Source organism: Paraburkholderia elongata (assembly GCF_013177735.1).
Lineage (GTDB): Bacteria > Pseudomonadota > Gammaproteobacteria > Burkholderiales > Burkholderiaceae > Paraburkholderia > Paraburkholderia elongata.
The window spans coordinates 65,199-80,101 of record NZ_WOEZ01000185.1 but is presented as its reverse complement, the minus strand read 5'-3'; the positions used below and the strand labels follow the sequence as shown (position 1 = coordinate 80,101).

At 61.8% G+C, this 14,903-nt stretch carries 17 protein-coding genes and 1 tRNA gene; 11 read left to right on the top strand and 7 right to left on the bottom strand.

Translation table 11 applies throughout. The features are described from left to right. The first annotated feature begins 320 nt into the window (after positions 1-320). The 6 genes from ssuD to GNZ13_RS31740 all read left to right on the top strand — a co-directional run bounded on the left by ssuD (position 321) and on the right by GNZ13_RS31740 (position 4,487). Entirely contained in the window at positions 321-1,481 is a 1,161-nt protein-coding gene (gene ssuD / locus GNZ13_RS31765; RefSeq protein ID WP_172171957.1) for an FMNH2-dependent alkanesulfonate monooxygenase, read from the top strand. Between the two features lie 56 nt (positions 1,482-1,537). Next, the gene (gene ssuC / locus GNZ13_RS31760) at positions 1,538-2,434 is read left to right on the top strand and encodes an aliphatic sulfonate ABC transporter permease SsuC (protein WP_236002282.1); all 897 of its coding nucleotides are present in this window, start codon (positions 1,538-1,540) and stop codon (positions 2,432-2,434) included. Then, positions 2,431-3,450: an ATP-binding cassette domain-containing protein gene (locus tag GNZ13_RS31755; protein WP_172171954.1), complete on the top strand. Its 1,020-nt coding sequence runs from the start codon at positions 2,431-2,433 to the stop codon at positions 3,448-3,450. The genes ssuC and GNZ13_RS31755 overlap by 4 nt, the downstream gene beginning before the upstream one ends. 47 nt (positions 3,451-3,497) lie before the next feature. After that, entirely contained in the window at positions 3,498-3,713 is a 216-nt protein-coding gene (locus tag GNZ13_RS31750) for a TOBE domain-containing protein (RefSeq protein ID WP_011488137.1), read from the top strand. 223 nt (positions 3,714-3,936) lie between these two features. Beyond that, entirely contained in the window at positions 3,937-4,134 is a 198-nt protein-coding gene (locus GNZ13_RS31745) for a hypothetical protein (RefSeq protein ID WP_172171952.1), read from the top strand. 110 nt (positions 4,135-4,244) lie between these two features. Then, positions 4,245-4,487, top strand: coding sequence for a DUF6566 family protein (locus tag GNZ13_RS31740; protein WP_172171950.1), 243 nt, complete (start codon positions 4,245-4,247; stop codon positions 4,485-4,487). Between the two features lie 176 nt (positions 4,488-4,663). Here GNZ13_RS31740 and GNZ13_RS31735 read toward each other — a convergent pair whose 3' ends face one another. After that, complete coding sequence (locus tag GNZ13_RS31735; RefSeq protein WP_172171948.1) at positions 4,664-4,933, bottom strand: hypothetical protein; 270 nt, start codon at positions 4,931-4,933, stop codon at positions 4,664-4,666. 482 nt (positions 4,934-5,415) lie between these two features. Here GNZ13_RS31735 and GNZ13_RS31730 point away from each other — a divergent pair, with 482 nt between their 5' ends. Together GNZ13_RS31730 and GNZ13_RS31725 are read left to right on the top strand one after the other, a co-directional pair. Continuing rightward, a complete protein-coding gene (locus tag GNZ13_RS31730; RefSeq protein WP_172171946.1) occupies positions 5,416-5,601 on the top strand; it encodes a type II toxin-antitoxin system HicA family toxin in 186 nt (61 codons plus the stop codon). A 79-nt stretch (positions 5,602-5,680) separates the two neighbouring features. Next, positions 5,681-6,100: a type II toxin-antitoxin system HicB family antitoxin gene (locus GNZ13_RS31725; protein ID WP_172171944.1), complete on the top strand. Its 420-nt coding sequence runs from the start codon at positions 5,681-5,683 to the stop codon at positions 6,098-6,100. Positions 6,101-6,278: 178 nt separating this feature from the next. On the opposite strand, the gene GNZ13_RS31720 is transcribed toward GNZ13_RS31725, so the two are convergent. The 3 genes from GNZ13_RS31720 to GNZ13_RS31710 all read right to left on the bottom strand — a co-directional run bounded on the left by GNZ13_RS31720 (position 6,279) and on the right by GNZ13_RS31710 (position 7,929). Further along, positions 6,279-6,354: transfer RNA gene (locus tag GNZ13_RS31720), tRNA-His, on the bottom strand. A gap of 103 nt (positions 6,355-6,457) precedes the next feature. Next, positions 6,458-7,459, bottom strand: coding sequence for a tRNA dihydrouridine(20/20a) synthase DusA (gene dusA / locus GNZ13_RS31715; RefSeq protein WP_172171942.1), 1,002 nt, complete (start codon positions 7,457-7,459; stop codon positions 6,458-6,460). A 110-nt stretch (positions 7,460-7,569) separates the two neighbouring features. Further along, on the bottom strand, positions 7,570-7,929 hold the full coding sequence (locus GNZ13_RS31710; protein WP_172171940.1) for a hypothetical protein: 360 nt from the start codon (positions 7,927-7,929) through the stop codon (positions 7,570-7,572). A gap of 359 nt (positions 7,930-8,288) precedes the next feature. On the opposite strand from GNZ13_RS31710, the gene GNZ13_RS31705 reads away from it, so the two are divergent. After that, positions 8,289-9,878, top strand: a complete 1,590-nt coding sequence (locus GNZ13_RS31705; protein WP_172171938.1) for a tetratricopeptide repeat-containing sulfotransferase family protein — start codon at positions 8,289-8,291, stop codon at positions 9,876-9,878. Beyond that, entirely contained in the window at positions 9,875-10,447 is a 573-nt protein-coding gene (cysC, locus tag GNZ13_RS31700; protein WP_172171936.1) for an adenylyl-sulfate kinase, read from the top strand. Before GNZ13_RS31705 ends, cysC begins: the two co-directional genes overlap by 4 nt. Here cysC and GNZ13_RS31695 read toward each other — a convergent pair whose 3' ends face one another. Then, positions 10,448-10,660: a DUF3820 family protein gene (locus tag GNZ13_RS31695; RefSeq protein ID WP_006048800.1), complete on the bottom strand. Its 213-nt coding sequence runs from the start codon at positions 10,658-10,660 to the stop codon at positions 10,448-10,450. 139 nt (positions 10,661-10,799) lie between these two features. On the opposite strand from GNZ13_RS31695, the gene GNZ13_RS31690 reads away from it, so the two are divergent. Beyond that, positions 10,800-11,852: an NADP(H)-dependent aldo-keto reductase gene (locus GNZ13_RS31690; protein ID WP_172171934.1), complete on the top strand. Its 1,053-nt coding sequence runs from the start codon at positions 10,800-10,802 to the stop codon at positions 11,850-11,852. A 75-nt stretch (positions 11,853-11,927) separates the two neighbouring features. Here the strand turns inward: GNZ13_RS31690 and GNZ13_RS31685 are convergent, their stop codons facing one another. Together GNZ13_RS31685 and GNZ13_RS31680 are read right to left on the bottom strand one after the other, a co-directional pair. Next, a complete protein-coding gene (locus tag GNZ13_RS31685; protein ID WP_172171932.1) occupies positions 11,928-13,211 on the bottom strand; it encodes an MFS transporter in 1,284 nt (427 codons plus the stop codon). 84 nt (positions 13,212-13,295) lie between these two features. Further along, positions 13,296-14,708, bottom strand: a complete 1,413-nt coding sequence (locus GNZ13_RS31680) for a M20 family metallopeptidase (protein WP_172171930.1) — start codon at positions 14,706-14,708, stop codon at positions 13,296-13,298. Positions 14,709-14,903 lie beyond the last annotated feature (195 nt).

Sequence of the window (14,903 nt, the reverse complement as noted above, 5' to 3'; positions counted from 1 at the left end):
GGTTCGTCGATCACGACACGCCGTCGCCTGTTTAATCGAGCGCATCACGCGCACGTTTGGTCGAGGGAAGCCGTCGCGATGTCCTGCCTGATGCCGATCTTCAATTGCTCCATGGCGCACGCGCGTTTGCGGATGCGCTGTCGGAACTAATCCGCGCCTCACCGCAGTATTTCCGTCCTTTTTGCGCTTGCATCTCCGGCTCTCGTGCCGGATGGATGTGCGCGACCAGCGGCGCGCGGACGGCGTGTGCGCTTTCACTCGACGTATCGTCGTTACACACGTCTCCATTCAATCCAGTTTCGAACAAGCAGGAGCAGCAAATGAATGTGTTCTGGTTCATTCCGACTCACGGCGACAGCCGCTATCTCGGTACGGCCCAAGGCGCACGCGCAGCCGATTACGACTACTTCCAGCAGATCGCCGTCGCCGCCGATACGCTCGGCTACGAGGGCGTGCTGCTGCCGACCGGCCGTTCGTGCGAAGACGCATGGGTCGTCGCGTCGAGCCTGATTGCCGCGACCAAACGTCTGAAGTTTCTGGTGGCGATCCGTCCGGGCATTTCGTCACCGGGTCTGGCGGCGCGCATGGCGGCGACCTTCGACCGGCTGTCGAATGGACGTCTGCTGATCAACGTCGTGACCGGCGGCGATTCGGCTGAACTGGAAGGCGACGGGGTGTTCGTCGATCACGACACGCGCTATGAAATCACCGACGAATTCCTGCATATCTGGCGCAAGCTGCTGAGCGCCGCGCATACCAACGACGCGATCGACTTCAGCGGCAAGCATCTGAGCTCGAAGGGCGGCAAGGCGCTGTATCCGCCGGTGCAGAACCCGCATCCACCGCTGTGGTTCGGCGGTTCGTCGGCGGCTGCGCACGACATCGCGGGCGATCACATCGACACGTATCTGACGTGGGGCGAGCCGCCCGCGGCCGTCGCGAAGAAGATCGCCGACATTCGCGCCCGTGCCGAAGCGCGTGGCCGCAAGATCAAGTTCGGCATTCGCCTGCACGTCATCGTGCGCGAGACCGAAGAAGAAGCATGGGCCGCCGCGGACAAGCTGATCAGCAAGCTCGACGACGAAACCATTTCCCGTGCGCAGGCTTCGTTCTCGAAGATGGATTCCGAAGGACAGCGCCGCATGGCCGCGTTGCACGGCGGCAAGCGTGGCGGCCGCGCGGAACTCGAGGTGTATCCGCATCTGTGGGCGGGAGTGGGGCTCGTGCGCGGCGGCGCTGGGACGGCGTTAGTCGGCAATCCCGAACAGGTGGCGGCGCTGATGAACGAATACGCGGAGCTCGGCATCGACACGTTCATCCTGTCCGGCTATCCGCATCTCGAAGAGTCGTATCGCTTCGCCGAACTGGTGTTTCCGCTGCTGCCGGGCCGTCAAAGCAAGACCTCAGGTGGTCCGCTGTCGGGTCCGTTCGGCGAGATCGTCGGCAACAACTATCTGCCGAAGGCGGCGAGTTCGAGCTGAGCGCTTTCGCTCGGTTCGGCAACGACGCCCATCGGTTAAGCAATGAGGAAATCATCATGGCTCAATCCACTGTGAGTGCGGGACGAGGCACAAGCGCAGGCGCGCGCGCGGACGTAAATGCAGACGTCAATGCGGACGTGAATACAGGTGCGCATTCACGCACGACTCTCACCGTATTGCGCCGCATCGGTGCGCATCTTGCCCCCTGGCTCGCGCCGCTGGCGATTCTGCTGGCGTGGGAATTCGCGGCGCGAAGCGGCATTCTCTCGACGCGCGTGCTGCCCGAACCTCTCGCGGTCGTGAAGGCCGCGTGGTCGCTGATCCAGTCCGGCGAAATGTGGGCGGATGTGAAGGTCAGCACGTGGCGCGCGGTGTCCGGCTTTGTGATCGGCGGCGGTATCGGACTCGTGCTCGGCCTCGCGACGGGGCTTTTCAAACCCGCCGAAATCGCGCTCGATTCGACCGTGCAGATGGTCCGCAACATTCCCGCGCTGGCGATGATCCCGCTCGTGATCCTGTGGTTCGGTATCGAGGAAGAAGCGAAGGTGTTTCTCGTCGCGCTGGGCGTGTTTTTTCCGATCTACGTGAACACGTTCCACGGCATCCGCTCGGTCGACGCCAATCTGATCGAAATGGCGCGCAGTTACGGCGTGAAGGGTTTCGCACTTTACCGGCACGTGATTCTGCCGGGCGCGTTGCCGTCGATTCTGGTCGGCGTGCGTTTCGCGTTCGGGCTGATGTGGGTCACGCTGATCGTCGCTGAAACCATTTCCGCGCAGTCCGGCATCGGCTACATGACGATGAACGCACGCGAATTCCTGCAAACCGATGTGGTGGTGGTCGGCATCCTGCTGTACGCGGCGCTCGGCAAACTCGCCGACGTGCTGGCCAAGAGTCTCGAGCGCGTGTCGCTGCGTTGGCATCCGGCCTATCAACGAGGAGCGAAAGCATGAGCGCAACGACATTGTCAGCGTCGTTTGGCGGCATCGCGGGCAGCGATCTCGAAGCCGAACTGGCGCAACCGCGTACCGTCGATCACGACGCAGACGAGGCTGCCGGCTTCGACCGTGCAGATCCGGCGCACGATCGCCATCGCGTGGGCGGTGTGGGCGGCGTGGGCGTTGTGCCCTCGGCGACGGGTGCATCGGCGCGCAACGACGCACGCCGGTCCGCCGATTATGCGGTCGAGTTGCGCGACGTCGGCAAGCAGTACGGCGAGCGCAAGGTGTTGACCGATTTTGATTTGTCGATCGAGCGCGGCAGTTTCGTCGCAATCGTCGGCCGCAGCGGCTGCGGGAAATCGACCTTGCTGCGCTTGGTCGCGGGTCTGGAAAAGACCACGTCGGGCGTGCTCGAAAAGCGCGCCGAAGACGGCCGGCGGCTCGACACTCGCATCATGTTTCAGGACGCGCGGCTCTTGCCCTGGAAGAGCGTGCTGCAAAACGTGATGCTCGGCCTCGGCCGCAGTGCGCGTGAAGATGCGCGCGCCGTGCTCGCCGAAGTCGGCTTGCTGGAGCGTGCCAACGATTGGCCCGCGCAGCTTTCCGGCGGTCAGCGTCAGCGCGTGGCGTTGGCTCGGGCACTGGTGCATCGGCCGCAATTGCTGCTGCTGGACGAACCGCTCGGCGCGCTCGACGCGTTGACGCGCATCGAAATGCACGCGCTGATCGAACGCCTGTGGCGCGAGCATCAATTTACCGCGCTGCTGGTGACGCACGACGTGCATGAAGCCGTCGCGCTAGGCGACCGGATTTTGCTGATCGAAGAAGGGCGCATCGCGCTCGATCAGCCGGTGCCACTTGCGCGCCCGCGGGCGCGTGCATCGGCCGGTTTTGCCGCGCTGGAAGAACATGTGTTGCAACGCGTACTGAAGACGGCGCCGAATGACAACGCGCAGTCCCATCGCGCTTACGACGCACGTAACGAAGGCCGCCTCACGCGGCCGACAGACGTCCGCTGGGCCGTCTGACATCCCTTGACTGACTGTTTTCAATCGCTTATCTGGAGTCACTCGACATGAGCATTTCCGCAATCAACGTACGCAATCAGTTCAAAGGCAAGGTCAAGGAAATTATCCGCGGGCCGGTGGTGTCCGAGGTCGATGTGGACACGCCGTTCGGTATCGTCACCTCGGTGATCACCACGCGCTCGGTCGACGAACTCGACTTGAAGGTCGGCTCGGAGGTGGTCGCGCTGGTGAAGTCGACGGAGGTGTCGATCGCGCGCCTTTAAGCCCGATTGCACCGTTCGCACGGTTCGCACCGTCACGTGTGCCGACGCTATTTCGCGTTGGCGGCGCTGGCGGGCGGCTCGTGCATCATCTGTTGCGCAGCGTTTAGATATCGGCGTGTCTAACGCGCGCAACGCCGGGCACGCAACGCCCATGCTTCGACACGCCCCTGCGTACGGCCGCGAAACTTGCTACGATGAATTGAGCATCACGACGGAGACGGCCATGTCGAAGTCATTAAGTCCGGAAGCGGTTGAAGCATTGCGGCGCCTGAACGATGTCGGCGTTGGACAGCCCATGCTGAAGTTTGCGCAATCCGTCACGGCGGAGTTGCTGGCGAACGGGCTTGCCGCCGAAGCGAGCGGCGGCGAAGTCGAGATCACCTGTAGCGGCCGGCAGTATCTTTCTGGCGATTGCGACTGATCGTCAGATGAGGGCCGGCAGGTGCATGCTCCGAGCCGCGACGGCGGCCCGGTGGACAGGTATCGCCGCGGAATTTCACCAGCGACACGGAAGACCTCAAGGAGGCGATCATGGAGCCGAAGGGCCTCGACATGGGCGACTACCAGGAGCGCTATCAGGACTACGAGATCGAAGTCGCGGTCGAACAGGTGCTCACCGGCGTCAAAGCGCATTTTCGGGTGTTGCGCAACGACGCGGTGGTGGTCGACTGGCGGCTCGTGCACATCGACACCCTATGGTCCACCGAGCATGCCGCAGCCGAGGCAGGCTTCAGGGCGGCGCGCGAAACGATCGATGCCGGCCTCGCCGCCTAGCCACAATCACGTGAGTCGGCAAACGCATTTAATTAACGCGACGCCGGGCTCGAAGCCGCGAGCGCGGCCGCTACGGGCCGCTAGGTAAACGGAACTGGGCGTCGGCATGCATCGCTGCATGCGCGGCGCCCAGTTCGGCTGCCGTCTTGTGGACGGCAACCTTCAACGGCGACAGATTAGTGGCCGAAGAAAACCGATTGCGGGCCCGACGAAGCCGGTGCACGCGCACCCGATTGCGACGACACGTTGTTCACGCCGCCGTATGCGTTCGATTCGGCGTTAGCGCGTTCAGCCGCGACGGTTTGCGCGCTCTGGCCTTGTTGCGAAGCCGGTGCGCCGACCGACGGACGATAGAACGGTGCCGGGCCGTAGCCGCTAGCGAATGCGGGAGCAGCGATCGAGGCAGAAACAGCAACCAGCAGGGCGGCGATAAGCTTGGTCTTCATGGTGTGACTCCGATAACGTTTCGACTTCATTTCAGGAAGGCGTCGCAGGGGCCGATGGGTTGTATCTGCAACGTTGATGGAATGCAGTGTATACCCCTACTATTGAAAATTTGTACCGATAATCTGAAATTACTATTCTCGCTATTGAAATAATCGCTCAGAGGGTTATGCGACAGGCGTGAGCGGCGGTCTGACCCCGTCGGCCAAGCGTTTTCGGCGCTCAAAAGCCCGGTTGGCAGGGCGGGTTATCGGTGGTTCTTGCTGAAGCGCAGGGAGGGCGTCGACGCTTCGAATGTCGGCGATCCACACTGTAAGTGCGCTGACTCGCACTGCGCCGCCGCCTCACGGCCGCAGCGCACGCCGGTGCTCCTTACCCCCTGTTTGCATCGCAGAAAAAAACAACTTAAATGTTGTGTCATTGGCTTTTTTGGTACAACATTTGTGTTGTATCTTTCCTTCTCTTGCTCAACAAGAGGAGGAACATGAAGTACAGCGAGTTTAGGAAGTGGCTGAAGAAACAAGGTGCGACATTCGAAAGGCACAGGAGCGGTTCAAGTCACTACCGGGTTACGCTCAACGGCAAGACAACTATCTTCCCGGATCACGGCGCCAAGGAAATGGGTACCCATCTCGTCGAGGCGATCAAGAGGCAGCTTGGTATCAAATGAGCAGGAGAGGCCGGGCGAGCCTCTCCCAATATTCGCTGGCTTTGTGTTTTTCTTGAAGCAGTCCCACTGGAGAACCGTAATGTTGTCGTATCCCATCGAGCTGACGCCGGATTCTAACGGCACGCTCCTCGTCACGTTTCCGGACGTGCCTGAAGCGATCACCGTTGGAGAGAACGAAGATGATGCAGCTGTGCAAGCTCTCGACGCACTGGAGGCCGCACTTGAGATCTACTTTTCGGATAAGCGGTCCATCCCTTTGCCGTCTAAGGCAAAGCGCGGCCAGCGTGTTGTAACGCTTCCTGCTCTCGTAACCTCGAAGGTTTTGCTTGCAAACGAGATGCTGCAGCAGAACGTGCGTAAGGCAGAGTTGGCGCGTCGATTGAAGGTCAACCAGGTGCAGGTCGATCGTCTTTTAAATTTCCGTCATTCATCAAAGATCGAGATGGTCGAGTCTGCGTTTGCCGTTCTCGGCAGGCGTCTGGAAGTGCGGCTGGTTTGATCCGTTTGCGCTTTCCCAATTGAAAACCTCGCTTCGGCGGGGTTTTTCTTGGGAAGTCGGCGCAACAGCATGCACTCCGCGGCACAGTAAACCGCGATGCAAAAACAAAAACGGCGTTGTGATTTCTCACAACGCCGTTTGCTCAAACTTTCGCAAAACTTTTACTGCTCGAATTCTTTGGGGTGGCTGATGGGGCTCGAACCCACGACAACAGGAATCACAATCCTGGACTCTACCAACTGAGCTACAGCCACCACTGACATCTGCTTGACTTGCTAAACAACTCATTGCTGAGAAACTTGGCTCGTCGATGAAGAAACGAGATTATACGAACAAGAATTCCGTTTGCCTAGCCCTTTATTCAAAAATTTCGACAGGCTGGCGCAGATGCTGTCTTGCCTCGTCGAAGATGCTCAGATCGCGCGCCGCCAGACGTTTGCTATCGGACAACACGCGACGCCATCCACGTGCACCTGCCTCACCGCGGTAGAGGCCGAGCGCATGACGCGTGATCGCACCAAGGTACGTGCCGCGTGCCATTTCAGCCGCGCAATATTCGATCAGCTTCGCCTCGACCTGCTCGCGCGTGAGCGGCGTCTCTGTCGAGCCATAGAAACGTGCATCGACATCGGCAAGCACATAAGGGTTGTGATAGGCCTCGCGCCCAAGCATCACACCATCGATATGCTGAAGATGCGTCTCCACCTCATCAAGCGTCTTGATGCCGCCATTGATGATGATCTCCAGATGCGGGAAGTCGCGCTTCAACTGATACGCGTAGTCGTATTTGAGCGGCGGAATCTCGCGGTTCTCTTTCGGGCTCAAGCCCTTGAGAATCGCGTTGCGCGCGTGCACGACGAACACGTTGCAACCGGCGTCCGCGATCCTGCCGACGAAGTCGCGCACAAAGCCGTATTCCTCGACCGCATCGACGCCGATCCGGTGCTTGACCGTCACCGGTACTGACACGGCATCGCGCATTGCCTTCACGCAATCGGCGACGAGTTGCGGCTCGTTCATCAGGCAAGCGCCGAACGCACCGCGCTGCACGCGCTCGGACGGGCAGCCGCAGTTCAGATTGATCTCGTCATAGCCCCATTGCTCACCCAGCTTGGCCGAACGCGCGAGGTCGTCAGGCTCACTGCCGCCGAGCTGCAAGGCAACCGGCGCTTCTTCGGGCGTAAACGCCAGATGGCGCGGCACATCGCCGTGCAGCAGCGCGCCGGTGGTGACCATTTCGGTGTAAAGCCACGTATGGCGCGATATCACGCGATGCAAGGAGCGGCAGTGGCGATCGGTCCAGTCCATCATCGGCGCGACGGAAACGCGGCGTGGACTGGGAGTTTGAGCTGAAGACATGGGGCGGCCATACGGCATCAATCAAAACCCGATTTTACCGCAAGGCATAAAACCGCTCGTTCGGGCTGGAGACCCGGCCGCGGCGAAGGGCAGATTAGCCGCCCGCCGCGTCAATGCACATGCCCCCCATGGCCGCCGCCGCTGCTCCACGATTCACCGCCGTTGCCGTGGGAGCCGCCACCACCGCCGTGCTCGCCACCGCCGTGTCCGCCGCCTCCGTGCCACCCTCCGCCATGCCACTCGCCGCCATGCCCGTGCTCGCCGTGCCCATGGTAGTAACAGCACGGGCCACCCCAACCGCCCCAGATGTCCACCGCGCCGTATGCCGGTCCATACGCCGGCCCGTAGGCATAACCGTAGCCGGGGTAATAGGGTTGCGCGTAGGCATAGTCGTAGCCCGGCGCGACCACGCACCCGGTGAGACTTGCCGCCACTGCCAACATCGCGACTGATGCAACGAGCCTGCTCACGATTTTCTCCCGCGTATAAGAATGAGAAAAACGGCGTGCCGGGGAGTTCAGCCGGATTTGTGTCCGCAAATTACGGCTCGAATGCGCCACCGCGCTTCCACCACGCCCGAGCGGCGATCCAACGCCGTAGCGGCCGAGTATTGCGGCAGTCTTCCAAACCATGACGGATTCATCGCGCTGTTCGCGCTGTAACAGTTCGTTAAATATTCGAAACGTAACTGTAGGGCGCGCCTGATACTTTCCCGTCAGACAATTTCCCTTTGAATCCAGACCCATGCGTGTGCTGACACTGGACGAAGAAGAACGCATCCCACTTTGCCGGGCCGCCTGATGCAAAGCCTGCAAAAACCTGGCCGTCAATGAAGCACGATCCACAGCTTGCGACCGCATCAGAATGGCGCGCCGAAGGCGACGCCTGTGCCGCTCGCGGCGAACTCCAGGCCGCACTCCAATGTTTCGAAGCAGCGCGCGCGCTCGATCCCGTCGACGCCGTTGTCCGTGAGCGCCTCGCCGCGACGCTCGCTGCGTTGAACCGCTTTTCCGAAGCCGTCGCCCGCTATCACGAAGCAATCGCGTTCGATCCGCGGAACACCGATTTGCATCACGGCCTCGGCTGGTCGCTCGAGCAGATGCATCGGCTCGAGCAGGCGATTGACGCCTATCGCGAAGCAGTCCGGTTGAATCCGAAATCCGACGGCTCGTACAACAACATGGGCAACTGCCTGCAGGCACTCGGCCGTTTCGACGAGTCGCACGAAGCCTATCGCCGCGCGATCGAGGCCGCGCCGCAGGTGCCGCTGTATTACCGCAACTTCGTGCAATCCAAGCGCCTTACCGCCGACGATCCGGTGTTCGTCGCGCTCGAGCAACTCGTCGGCGTTGCCGCTTCGCTCACGCCCGCCAATCAGGCGGAGATTCACTTCGCGTATGCTCAGGCGCTGTCCGATGTGGGACGCAACGATGCGTCGTTCGATCACTTCCTGAAGGGCAACGCATTGCACCGCGCCGGTGTGCGTTATGACGAAGCTGCGTCGCTCGGCCTGTTCGCACATTTGCCCGAGCTTCTGACTTCAGAGGTGCTGGCCGCTAAACGCGGTCTGGGCGACCCATCGGCTGCACCGGTCTTTATCGTCGGCATGCCGCGCTCCGGTTCGACCCTGATCGAACAGATCCTCGCGAGTCATCCGCAAGTTGTCGGCACGGGTGAGCGCACGGAGTTCGGCGAGGCATTGGTGAATTGCATCGGCCGCGATTTAGACGACCCGTTGCGCATCGATATCGAAGCATTGCAGGGCGTCGGTGCCGCGCAATTGCGCACGCTCGGCGCCGACTATTTGCGCCGCATGCACACGTCGCTGCCGGAAATGCAAACCGGAGCGCCGGGCTATACGCGCTTCACCGACAAATATCCGTTCAATTTCATCAACGTCGGGCTGATTCATCTGGCGTTGCCGAATGCGCGCTTCATTCATAGCCGCCGCTCGCCGTTGCAAAGCTGCCTGTCGATTTTTTCGCGAATTTTTCACGATGTGCCGTTCAGCTACGATCTCGGTGAACTGGGCCGCTACTATCGCGGGTACGATGCCCTGATGGCACATTGGCAACGCGTGTTGCCCGAGGGCACGATGATCGAAATCAAATACGAAGAGCTGGTCGAAGATATCGAAGGCAATGTCCGGCGTTTGCTCGCGCATTGCGGACTCAATTGGGACGAGCGCTGTCTGTCGTTTCACCAGACCACGCGGCAGGTGAACACGGCAAGCGCGGCACAGGTGCGCCGTCCGCTCTACAAGACGTCGGTGCAGCGCTTGCAGCCGAAGCAGGCATTGCTGCGACCCTTGTTCGAGGGGCCGGGACCGGAGTTGGCGCCGGCGGACTTTAGTGCGCACAAGCGTGCACCTCTGGCAGATGCCGACGCGGCGGCTAGCGGCACGGAGCGGAAGTCATGAGCGCAATCCGCGGGGCGGTCATATGGATGACCGGTTTGTCCGGTGCCGGTAAATCGACTTTGGCCGACGCGTTGCACCAGCGTCTGAAAGAAGCAGGGCATGCCTCGATCGTGCTCGACGGCGACGTGCTGCGACGCGGCCTGACCGCCGGCCTCGGCTTCACACCCGAAGACCGCGCTGAAAATCTGCGGCGGGTCGCGCACGTTGCGACGCTGTTCATGCAACGGGGCTTCATCGCGATTGCCGCGGTGATCTCGCCCGAGCATCGGCATCGGCGCATGGCTCGCGAGATCGTGGGCGTTGGGTTCGTCGAAGTGTTCGTCAATGCGCCGCTGACGGTGTGCGAAGCGCGCGATGTCAAAGGCCTCTACGCGCGTGCGCGGCGAGGTGAAATTCCACATTTCACCGGTATTTCCGGGCCGTTCGATGTGCCGCTCGACCCCGATGTCATGATCGAAACCGATCGGGTGTCGATCGAAGAGGCGGTAGACCGCCTGCTCGTGCATCTGACCGCCATGGGTTGCCTGCCCAGGGAAAGCGGGTTCGGCAAGCCTCGTCTCGCGAAATAGTCAGCGCTTGCGTAAAGGCTCGATCAGCGACGACAAACCGTTGTGATCGATCTCGTGCATCAACGCCAGCAGGCGGCCGATTTCGCCCGGCGGAAAGCCCTGGCTCGCAAACCAGTTCAGATAGTGACCGGGCAGATCCGCGATCAGCCGGCCTTTGTATTTTCCGTAAGGCATCACGCGCGTGACCAGGAGTTCGAGGTGTTCAGGATTCATCGCAGAGGGGTCGACGGAAAGTTCATTGAGCGCGGTGGTGTGCGCGCCTGCTGAAGCAGCATTTTAGCCGCGCTGCAGGCATTGCGCCGGCATGGTAACGTCAGCGCTTTCCGTTTTCACAATCAACAGGACAAGTTCGATGGAATACCGCAGACTCGGCGACTCGGATGTGAAGGTTAGCCTGATCGGTCTCGGCACCATGACGTGGGGCGAGCAGAACACCGAGCAGGAAGCGCACGCACAGATCGATTGCGCGCTCGACCATGGCGTCAATCTGATCGACGCCGCGGAAATGTACCCGGTGCCGCCGCGTCCCGAGACGCAAGGCTCGACCGAGCGCTATATCGGCACATGGATCGCGCAGCATCGCAGCGCGCGCGAGAAGATCGTGCTGGCTACCAAGATCGCCGGCCCGGCGCGTCAACCGCACAATCCGCGTCACATTCGTGGTGAGGGCAACCAGTTCGACCGCAAGAACCTGACCGAAGCGCTGAACGATAGTCTGAAGCGTCTGCAAACAGACTACGTCGATCTGTATCAGTTGCACTGGCCGGATCGCAGCACGATGACGTTCGGCCGTCCCGCCTATCCGTGGGTCGACGACGCGTATACGGTGCCGATCGAAGAAACGCTGTCGGTGCTCGCCGAATTCGTCAAGGCAGGCAAGATCCGCCATATCGGCGTGTCGAACGAAACGCCTTGGGGTGTGGCGCAGTTTCTGCGCGCGGCGGAAAAGCTCGGCTTGCCGCGCATCGTCAGCATCCAGAATCCGTATAGCCTGTTGAACCGCACGTACGAAGTCGGTCTGTCCGAGTACGCGCATCGTGACAACATCGGCTTGCTTGCGTATTCGCCACTGGCCTTCGGCTGGCTGTCGGGCAAGTATGAAGGTGGCGCGCGTCCGGCAGGCGCCCGCATTTCGCTATTCGAGCGCTTTCAACGCTACAGCAAGCCGCAAGCGGTTCAGGCGACCACGCGTTATGTGGAACTGGCGAAGCGTCACGGTTTGTCGCCCGCGCAATTCGCGCTGGCCTTCGTCAACAGCCGGCCGTTCCTGACGAGCAATTTGATTGGCGCTACGTCGCTCGATCAGCTGAAGGAAAACATCGCCAGCGCCGAGGTGAAACTCTCGCCGGAAGCGCTCGCGGAGATCGACAAGCTGCATGAACTGCAGCCTAATCCGGCGCCTTGACGTAGTTGCCGGGGCGGCAAGGCGAGTCGATCCGCCTTGCCCACCTCAACCTTGTTCGAACTCACTCAAACTCGTTCAGCGAATCTTCAGCTTCGAGCGCACCGCATAGAGCGCCAGCAAACTCGCCACCGCGCAGAACATCAGATAGAAGCCGGGCGCGAGCTTATTGCCGCTCGCATTGATCAGCCAGGTGATCACGAAGGGCGCAAAGCCGCCGAACACCGTCACGCCGATGTTGTAGCTGACCGCGAGACCGGTTGCGCGCGTCTGGGTCGGGAAAATCTCCGACATCAGCGCGGGCAGCGCGCCGAAGTACGTCGCCTTCAATACGCCGATCCAGATCAACGCCAGCAGCATCGTGGCGAACGACGGGTGCGCATTCATATACACGAAGGTCGGATAGACCGTCAGCAGCATCAACGTCGCCGAAGCCGCCATGATGCGGATCCGTCCCATGCTGTCGGACAAGTGGCCGGCGAACGGCGTCAGCACCGTCAGCACGATTCCCGTCGCGAGCGTGGCCGCGAAGCCGGTCGAAGCGGGCAGGTGCAGTTGCTTGATCGCGTAGGTCGGCATGTACAGAATCATGTAGTTGGCCGAGGTCGAAATGACCAGCGAGCCGACCGCGAGCAGCATGCGGACCTTCTGCGTGCCGAATAGATCGCGCAGCGGCGTGCGCGTTTTGGGTTCCGTGTTGAACTCGGCGCCTTCGTCCACGTAGCGGCGAATATAGAAGCCGACCGGGCCGATCGCGAGGCCGAACAGAAACGGAATGCGCCAGCCCCACGAGTCGAGTTGTGCCGTCGTGAGCTGGCTCGTCAGCAACGCGCCGAAACCCGAGGCGAGCAGCGTCGCGAGGCCCTGGCTGGCGAACTGCCAGCTGCCCATGAAGCCGCGCCGCTCGGGTGCATGCTCGACCAGAAACGCGGTGGAGGCGCCGAACTCGCCGCCCGCCGAGAATCCTTGAACAAGCCGCGACAGCATGATGCCGGCTGGCGCCCACAAACCGATCGCGGCATACGGCGGCATCACGGCAATCGTCAGGGTGCCGATCATCATCAAACCGATCGACAGCAGCAGCGACACCTTGCGCCCCGCACGATCCGCGAGTGAGCCGAGCACGAGTCCGCCGAGCGGCCGGATCATGTACGAGATGCCGAAGGTCCCAAGCGTGAGCATCAACGAAATCGCTTCTGTGCGGGCAGGGAAGAACAGCTTCGCGATCGTGACCGCGAAAAAACCGTAGACGACGAGGTCGAACCATTCAAGCGCATTGCCGATCGACGCCGCGAGAATGATGCGATGGATCTTCGCGGCGGATGGCTGCGCGGTGCTGGCTGGCAAGGTGGATGTGATCATCGTGGGCGTGCCTTGTGGCGGATGCGGCTAACAGTGAACTGCGGGTGAACTGTGGGCGTGATGCAGGCGTGCTGCGTTGATTGCTCAGGCCGCGGCTTCTGTTGTCGTTGCGCTTGCGCGCGGCGAATTCTCGCCGAGATCCCAGAAGAGCCCCGCCATGATCTGCAGGCCCTCGCGCACCACCGGTCCGAGCAGATGCTCGTTCGGCGCGTGCTGCGAGCAGGCCGGGTACGAATGCGGCACCCAGATGGTCGGCAGGCCAAGCGTGTCGGCGAACACTTCGTTGGGTAGCGTGCCGCCGAGATTCGGCAGCACCGCTGTTTTCTTGCCGGTGGTCTGTTCGAGCGAGGCGATGGCCCACTTGACCCACGGGTCGTCGGGATTCAGACGTGTCGCCGGCGCACCGCGCTCGACGCTGATCTCGACGAGCGAAAAGCCATGCGCGTCCAGATGCGTGCGCAGATGCTGCGCCAGGTTTTCCCAGTCGGTGCCGACCACGAAGCGCAACTGGCAATGCGCGAACGCCGACGACGGAATCGCATTGACCGGGTTCTCGGGATTGCCCGCCTTGAAGGCCAGCACTTCGAAGCTGTTCCAGCCGAACACACGTTCTGGCGGCGTGAGACCGGGCTCGCCCCAGTTATCGTCGACGGCCGGGTCGCCTGGGCCGCCACCTACCGTGATATCGGCCAGTGCACGGCGCACTGCCTCGGGAATCGGCGGCGGACGCAAACCGTCGACAGCGATCACGCCGCGCGCATCGACCAGGCTGGCGATTGCGTTCGCCAGCACGGTGGCCGGGTTGCGCAGCAGACCACCCCAATTGCCTGAGTGATGCGCGCCGTCGCGCAGATTCAGCGAGAGCTTGAAATTCACCGAGCCGCGCGAGCCGAGGAACACGGTGGGGCGGCGCGCGGCGAGGCGCGGACCGTCGGACGCGATCAGCACGTCCGCGACCAGTTCCTGTTTATGTTTGTGGCAGATCGCGCCGAGCCCCGGCGAGCCGGTTTCCTCGCCCATCTCGATCAGCAGTTTCGCGTTGAAGCCGAGCTTGCCGCCGCGCGCGGCCAGCACGCTCGCGAGCGCCGCGAGGTTGATGGAGTGCTGGCCCTTGTTGTCGGCGGCGCCACGGCCATACCAGCGTTCGCCTTCGATGGTCACGGCCCACGGCGTCAGCGGCGCGCGCCACTGGCTGTCGTAGCCGCGCACGACGTCGCCGTGGCCGTAGATCAGCACGGTGGGCAGACGGTCGTCTTCGTGACGATTGGCGAACAGGAACGGTCCGAACCCTTCCGCGGGGTTATCGACAATGCGGGTGCTGAAGCCTAGCCCTTCGACTTCGGGCGCGATTTCGTCGGTCAGATACGAGAGTAGCGTGGCGGCGCGGTCGCTTTCCTGGCTCTCGGTGCGAAATCCGACGCGCCGGTTGAGGTTCTCGAGAAAGGCGCCTGATTCGAAATGATGCGTCGCGTGTTCGATGGCCTGGTTGCGGCTCATATTTGTCTCTCTCCGATGCGGGGTGCGGGGGATGGCGGCGCCGCCGCGCCGTGCGTGGCACGTCTGGTTCGCGGCCATCAGCTTCGAAACGATTCTAGGAGGCCGTTATTTTTGTCACAATGATCGTATTTCGAAGCTTGCGTTGCCAAAAAGGCAAAGCTCGACACACCCCGCACACGGCTGCATACGCTCGCG

What these genes read in the sequence shown, in the direction of transcription:
- GNZ13_RS31740 (WP_172171950.1), top strand. Translation starts at nt 4,245, where the DNA reads ATGGAGCCGAAGGGCCTCGACATGGGCGACTACCAGGAGCGCTATCAG.
- GNZ13_RS31685 (WP_172171932.1), bottom strand. Translation starts at nt 13,211, where the DNA reads ATGATCACATCCACCTTGCCAGCCAGCACCGCGCAGCCATCCGCCGCG.
- GNZ13_RS31680 (WP_172171930.1), bottom strand. Translation starts at nt 14,708, where the DNA reads ATGAGCCGCAACCAGGCCATCGAACACGCGACGCATCATTTCGAATCA.
- GNZ13_RS31755 (WP_172171954.1), top strand. Translation starts at nt 2,431, where the DNA reads ATGAGCGCAACGACATTGTCAGCGTCGTTTGGCGGCATCGCGGGCAGC.
- GNZ13_RS31690 (WP_172171934.1), top strand. Translation starts at nt 10,800, where the DNA reads ATGGAATACCGCAGACTCGGCGACTCGGATGTGAAGGTTAGCCTGATC.
- GNZ13_RS31725 (WP_172171944.1), top strand. Translation starts at nt 5,681, where the DNA reads ATGTTGTCGTATCCCATCGAGCTGACGCCGGATTCTAACGGCACGCTC.
- GNZ13_RS31745 (WP_172171952.1), top strand. Translation starts at nt 3,937, where the DNA reads ATGTCGAAGTCATTAAGTCCGGAAGCGGTTGAAGCATTGCGGCGCCTG.
- GNZ13_RS31730 (WP_172171946.1), top strand. Translation starts at nt 5,416, where the DNA reads ATGAAGTACAGCGAGTTTAGGAAGTGGCTGAAGAAACAAGGTGCGACA.
- ssuC (WP_236002282.1), top strand. Translation starts at nt 1,538, where the DNA reads ATGGCTCAATCCACTGTGAGTGCGGGACGAGGCACAAGCGCAGGCGCG.
- GNZ13_RS31695 (WP_006048800.1), bottom strand. Translation starts at nt 10,660, where the DNA reads ATGAATCCTGAACACCTCGAACTCCTGGTCACGCGCGTGATGCCTTAC.
- GNZ13_RS31750 (WP_011488137.1), top strand. Translation starts at nt 3,498, where the DNA reads ATGAGCATTTCCGCAATCAACGTACGCAATCAGTTCAAAGGCAAGGTC.
- GNZ13_RS31735 (WP_172171948.1), bottom strand. Translation starts at nt 4,933, where the DNA reads ATGAAGACCAAGCTTATCGCCGCCCTGCTGGTTGCTGTTTCTGCCTCG.
- cysC (WP_172171936.1), top strand. Translation starts at nt 9,875, where the DNA reads ATGAGCGCAATCCGCGGGGCGGTCATATGGATGACCGGTTTGTCCGGT.
- GNZ13_RS31705 (WP_172171938.1), top strand. Translation starts at nt 8,289, where the DNA reads ATGAAGCACGATCCACAGCTTGCGACCGCATCAGAATGGCGCGCCGAA.
- dusA (WP_172171942.1), bottom strand. Translation starts at nt 7,459, where the DNA reads ATGTCTTCAGCTCAAACTCCCAGTCCACGCCGCGTTTCCGTCGCGCCG.
- ssuD (WP_172171957.1), top strand. Translation starts at nt 321, where the DNA reads ATGAATGTGTTCTGGTTCATTCCGACTCACGGCGACAGCCGCTATCTC.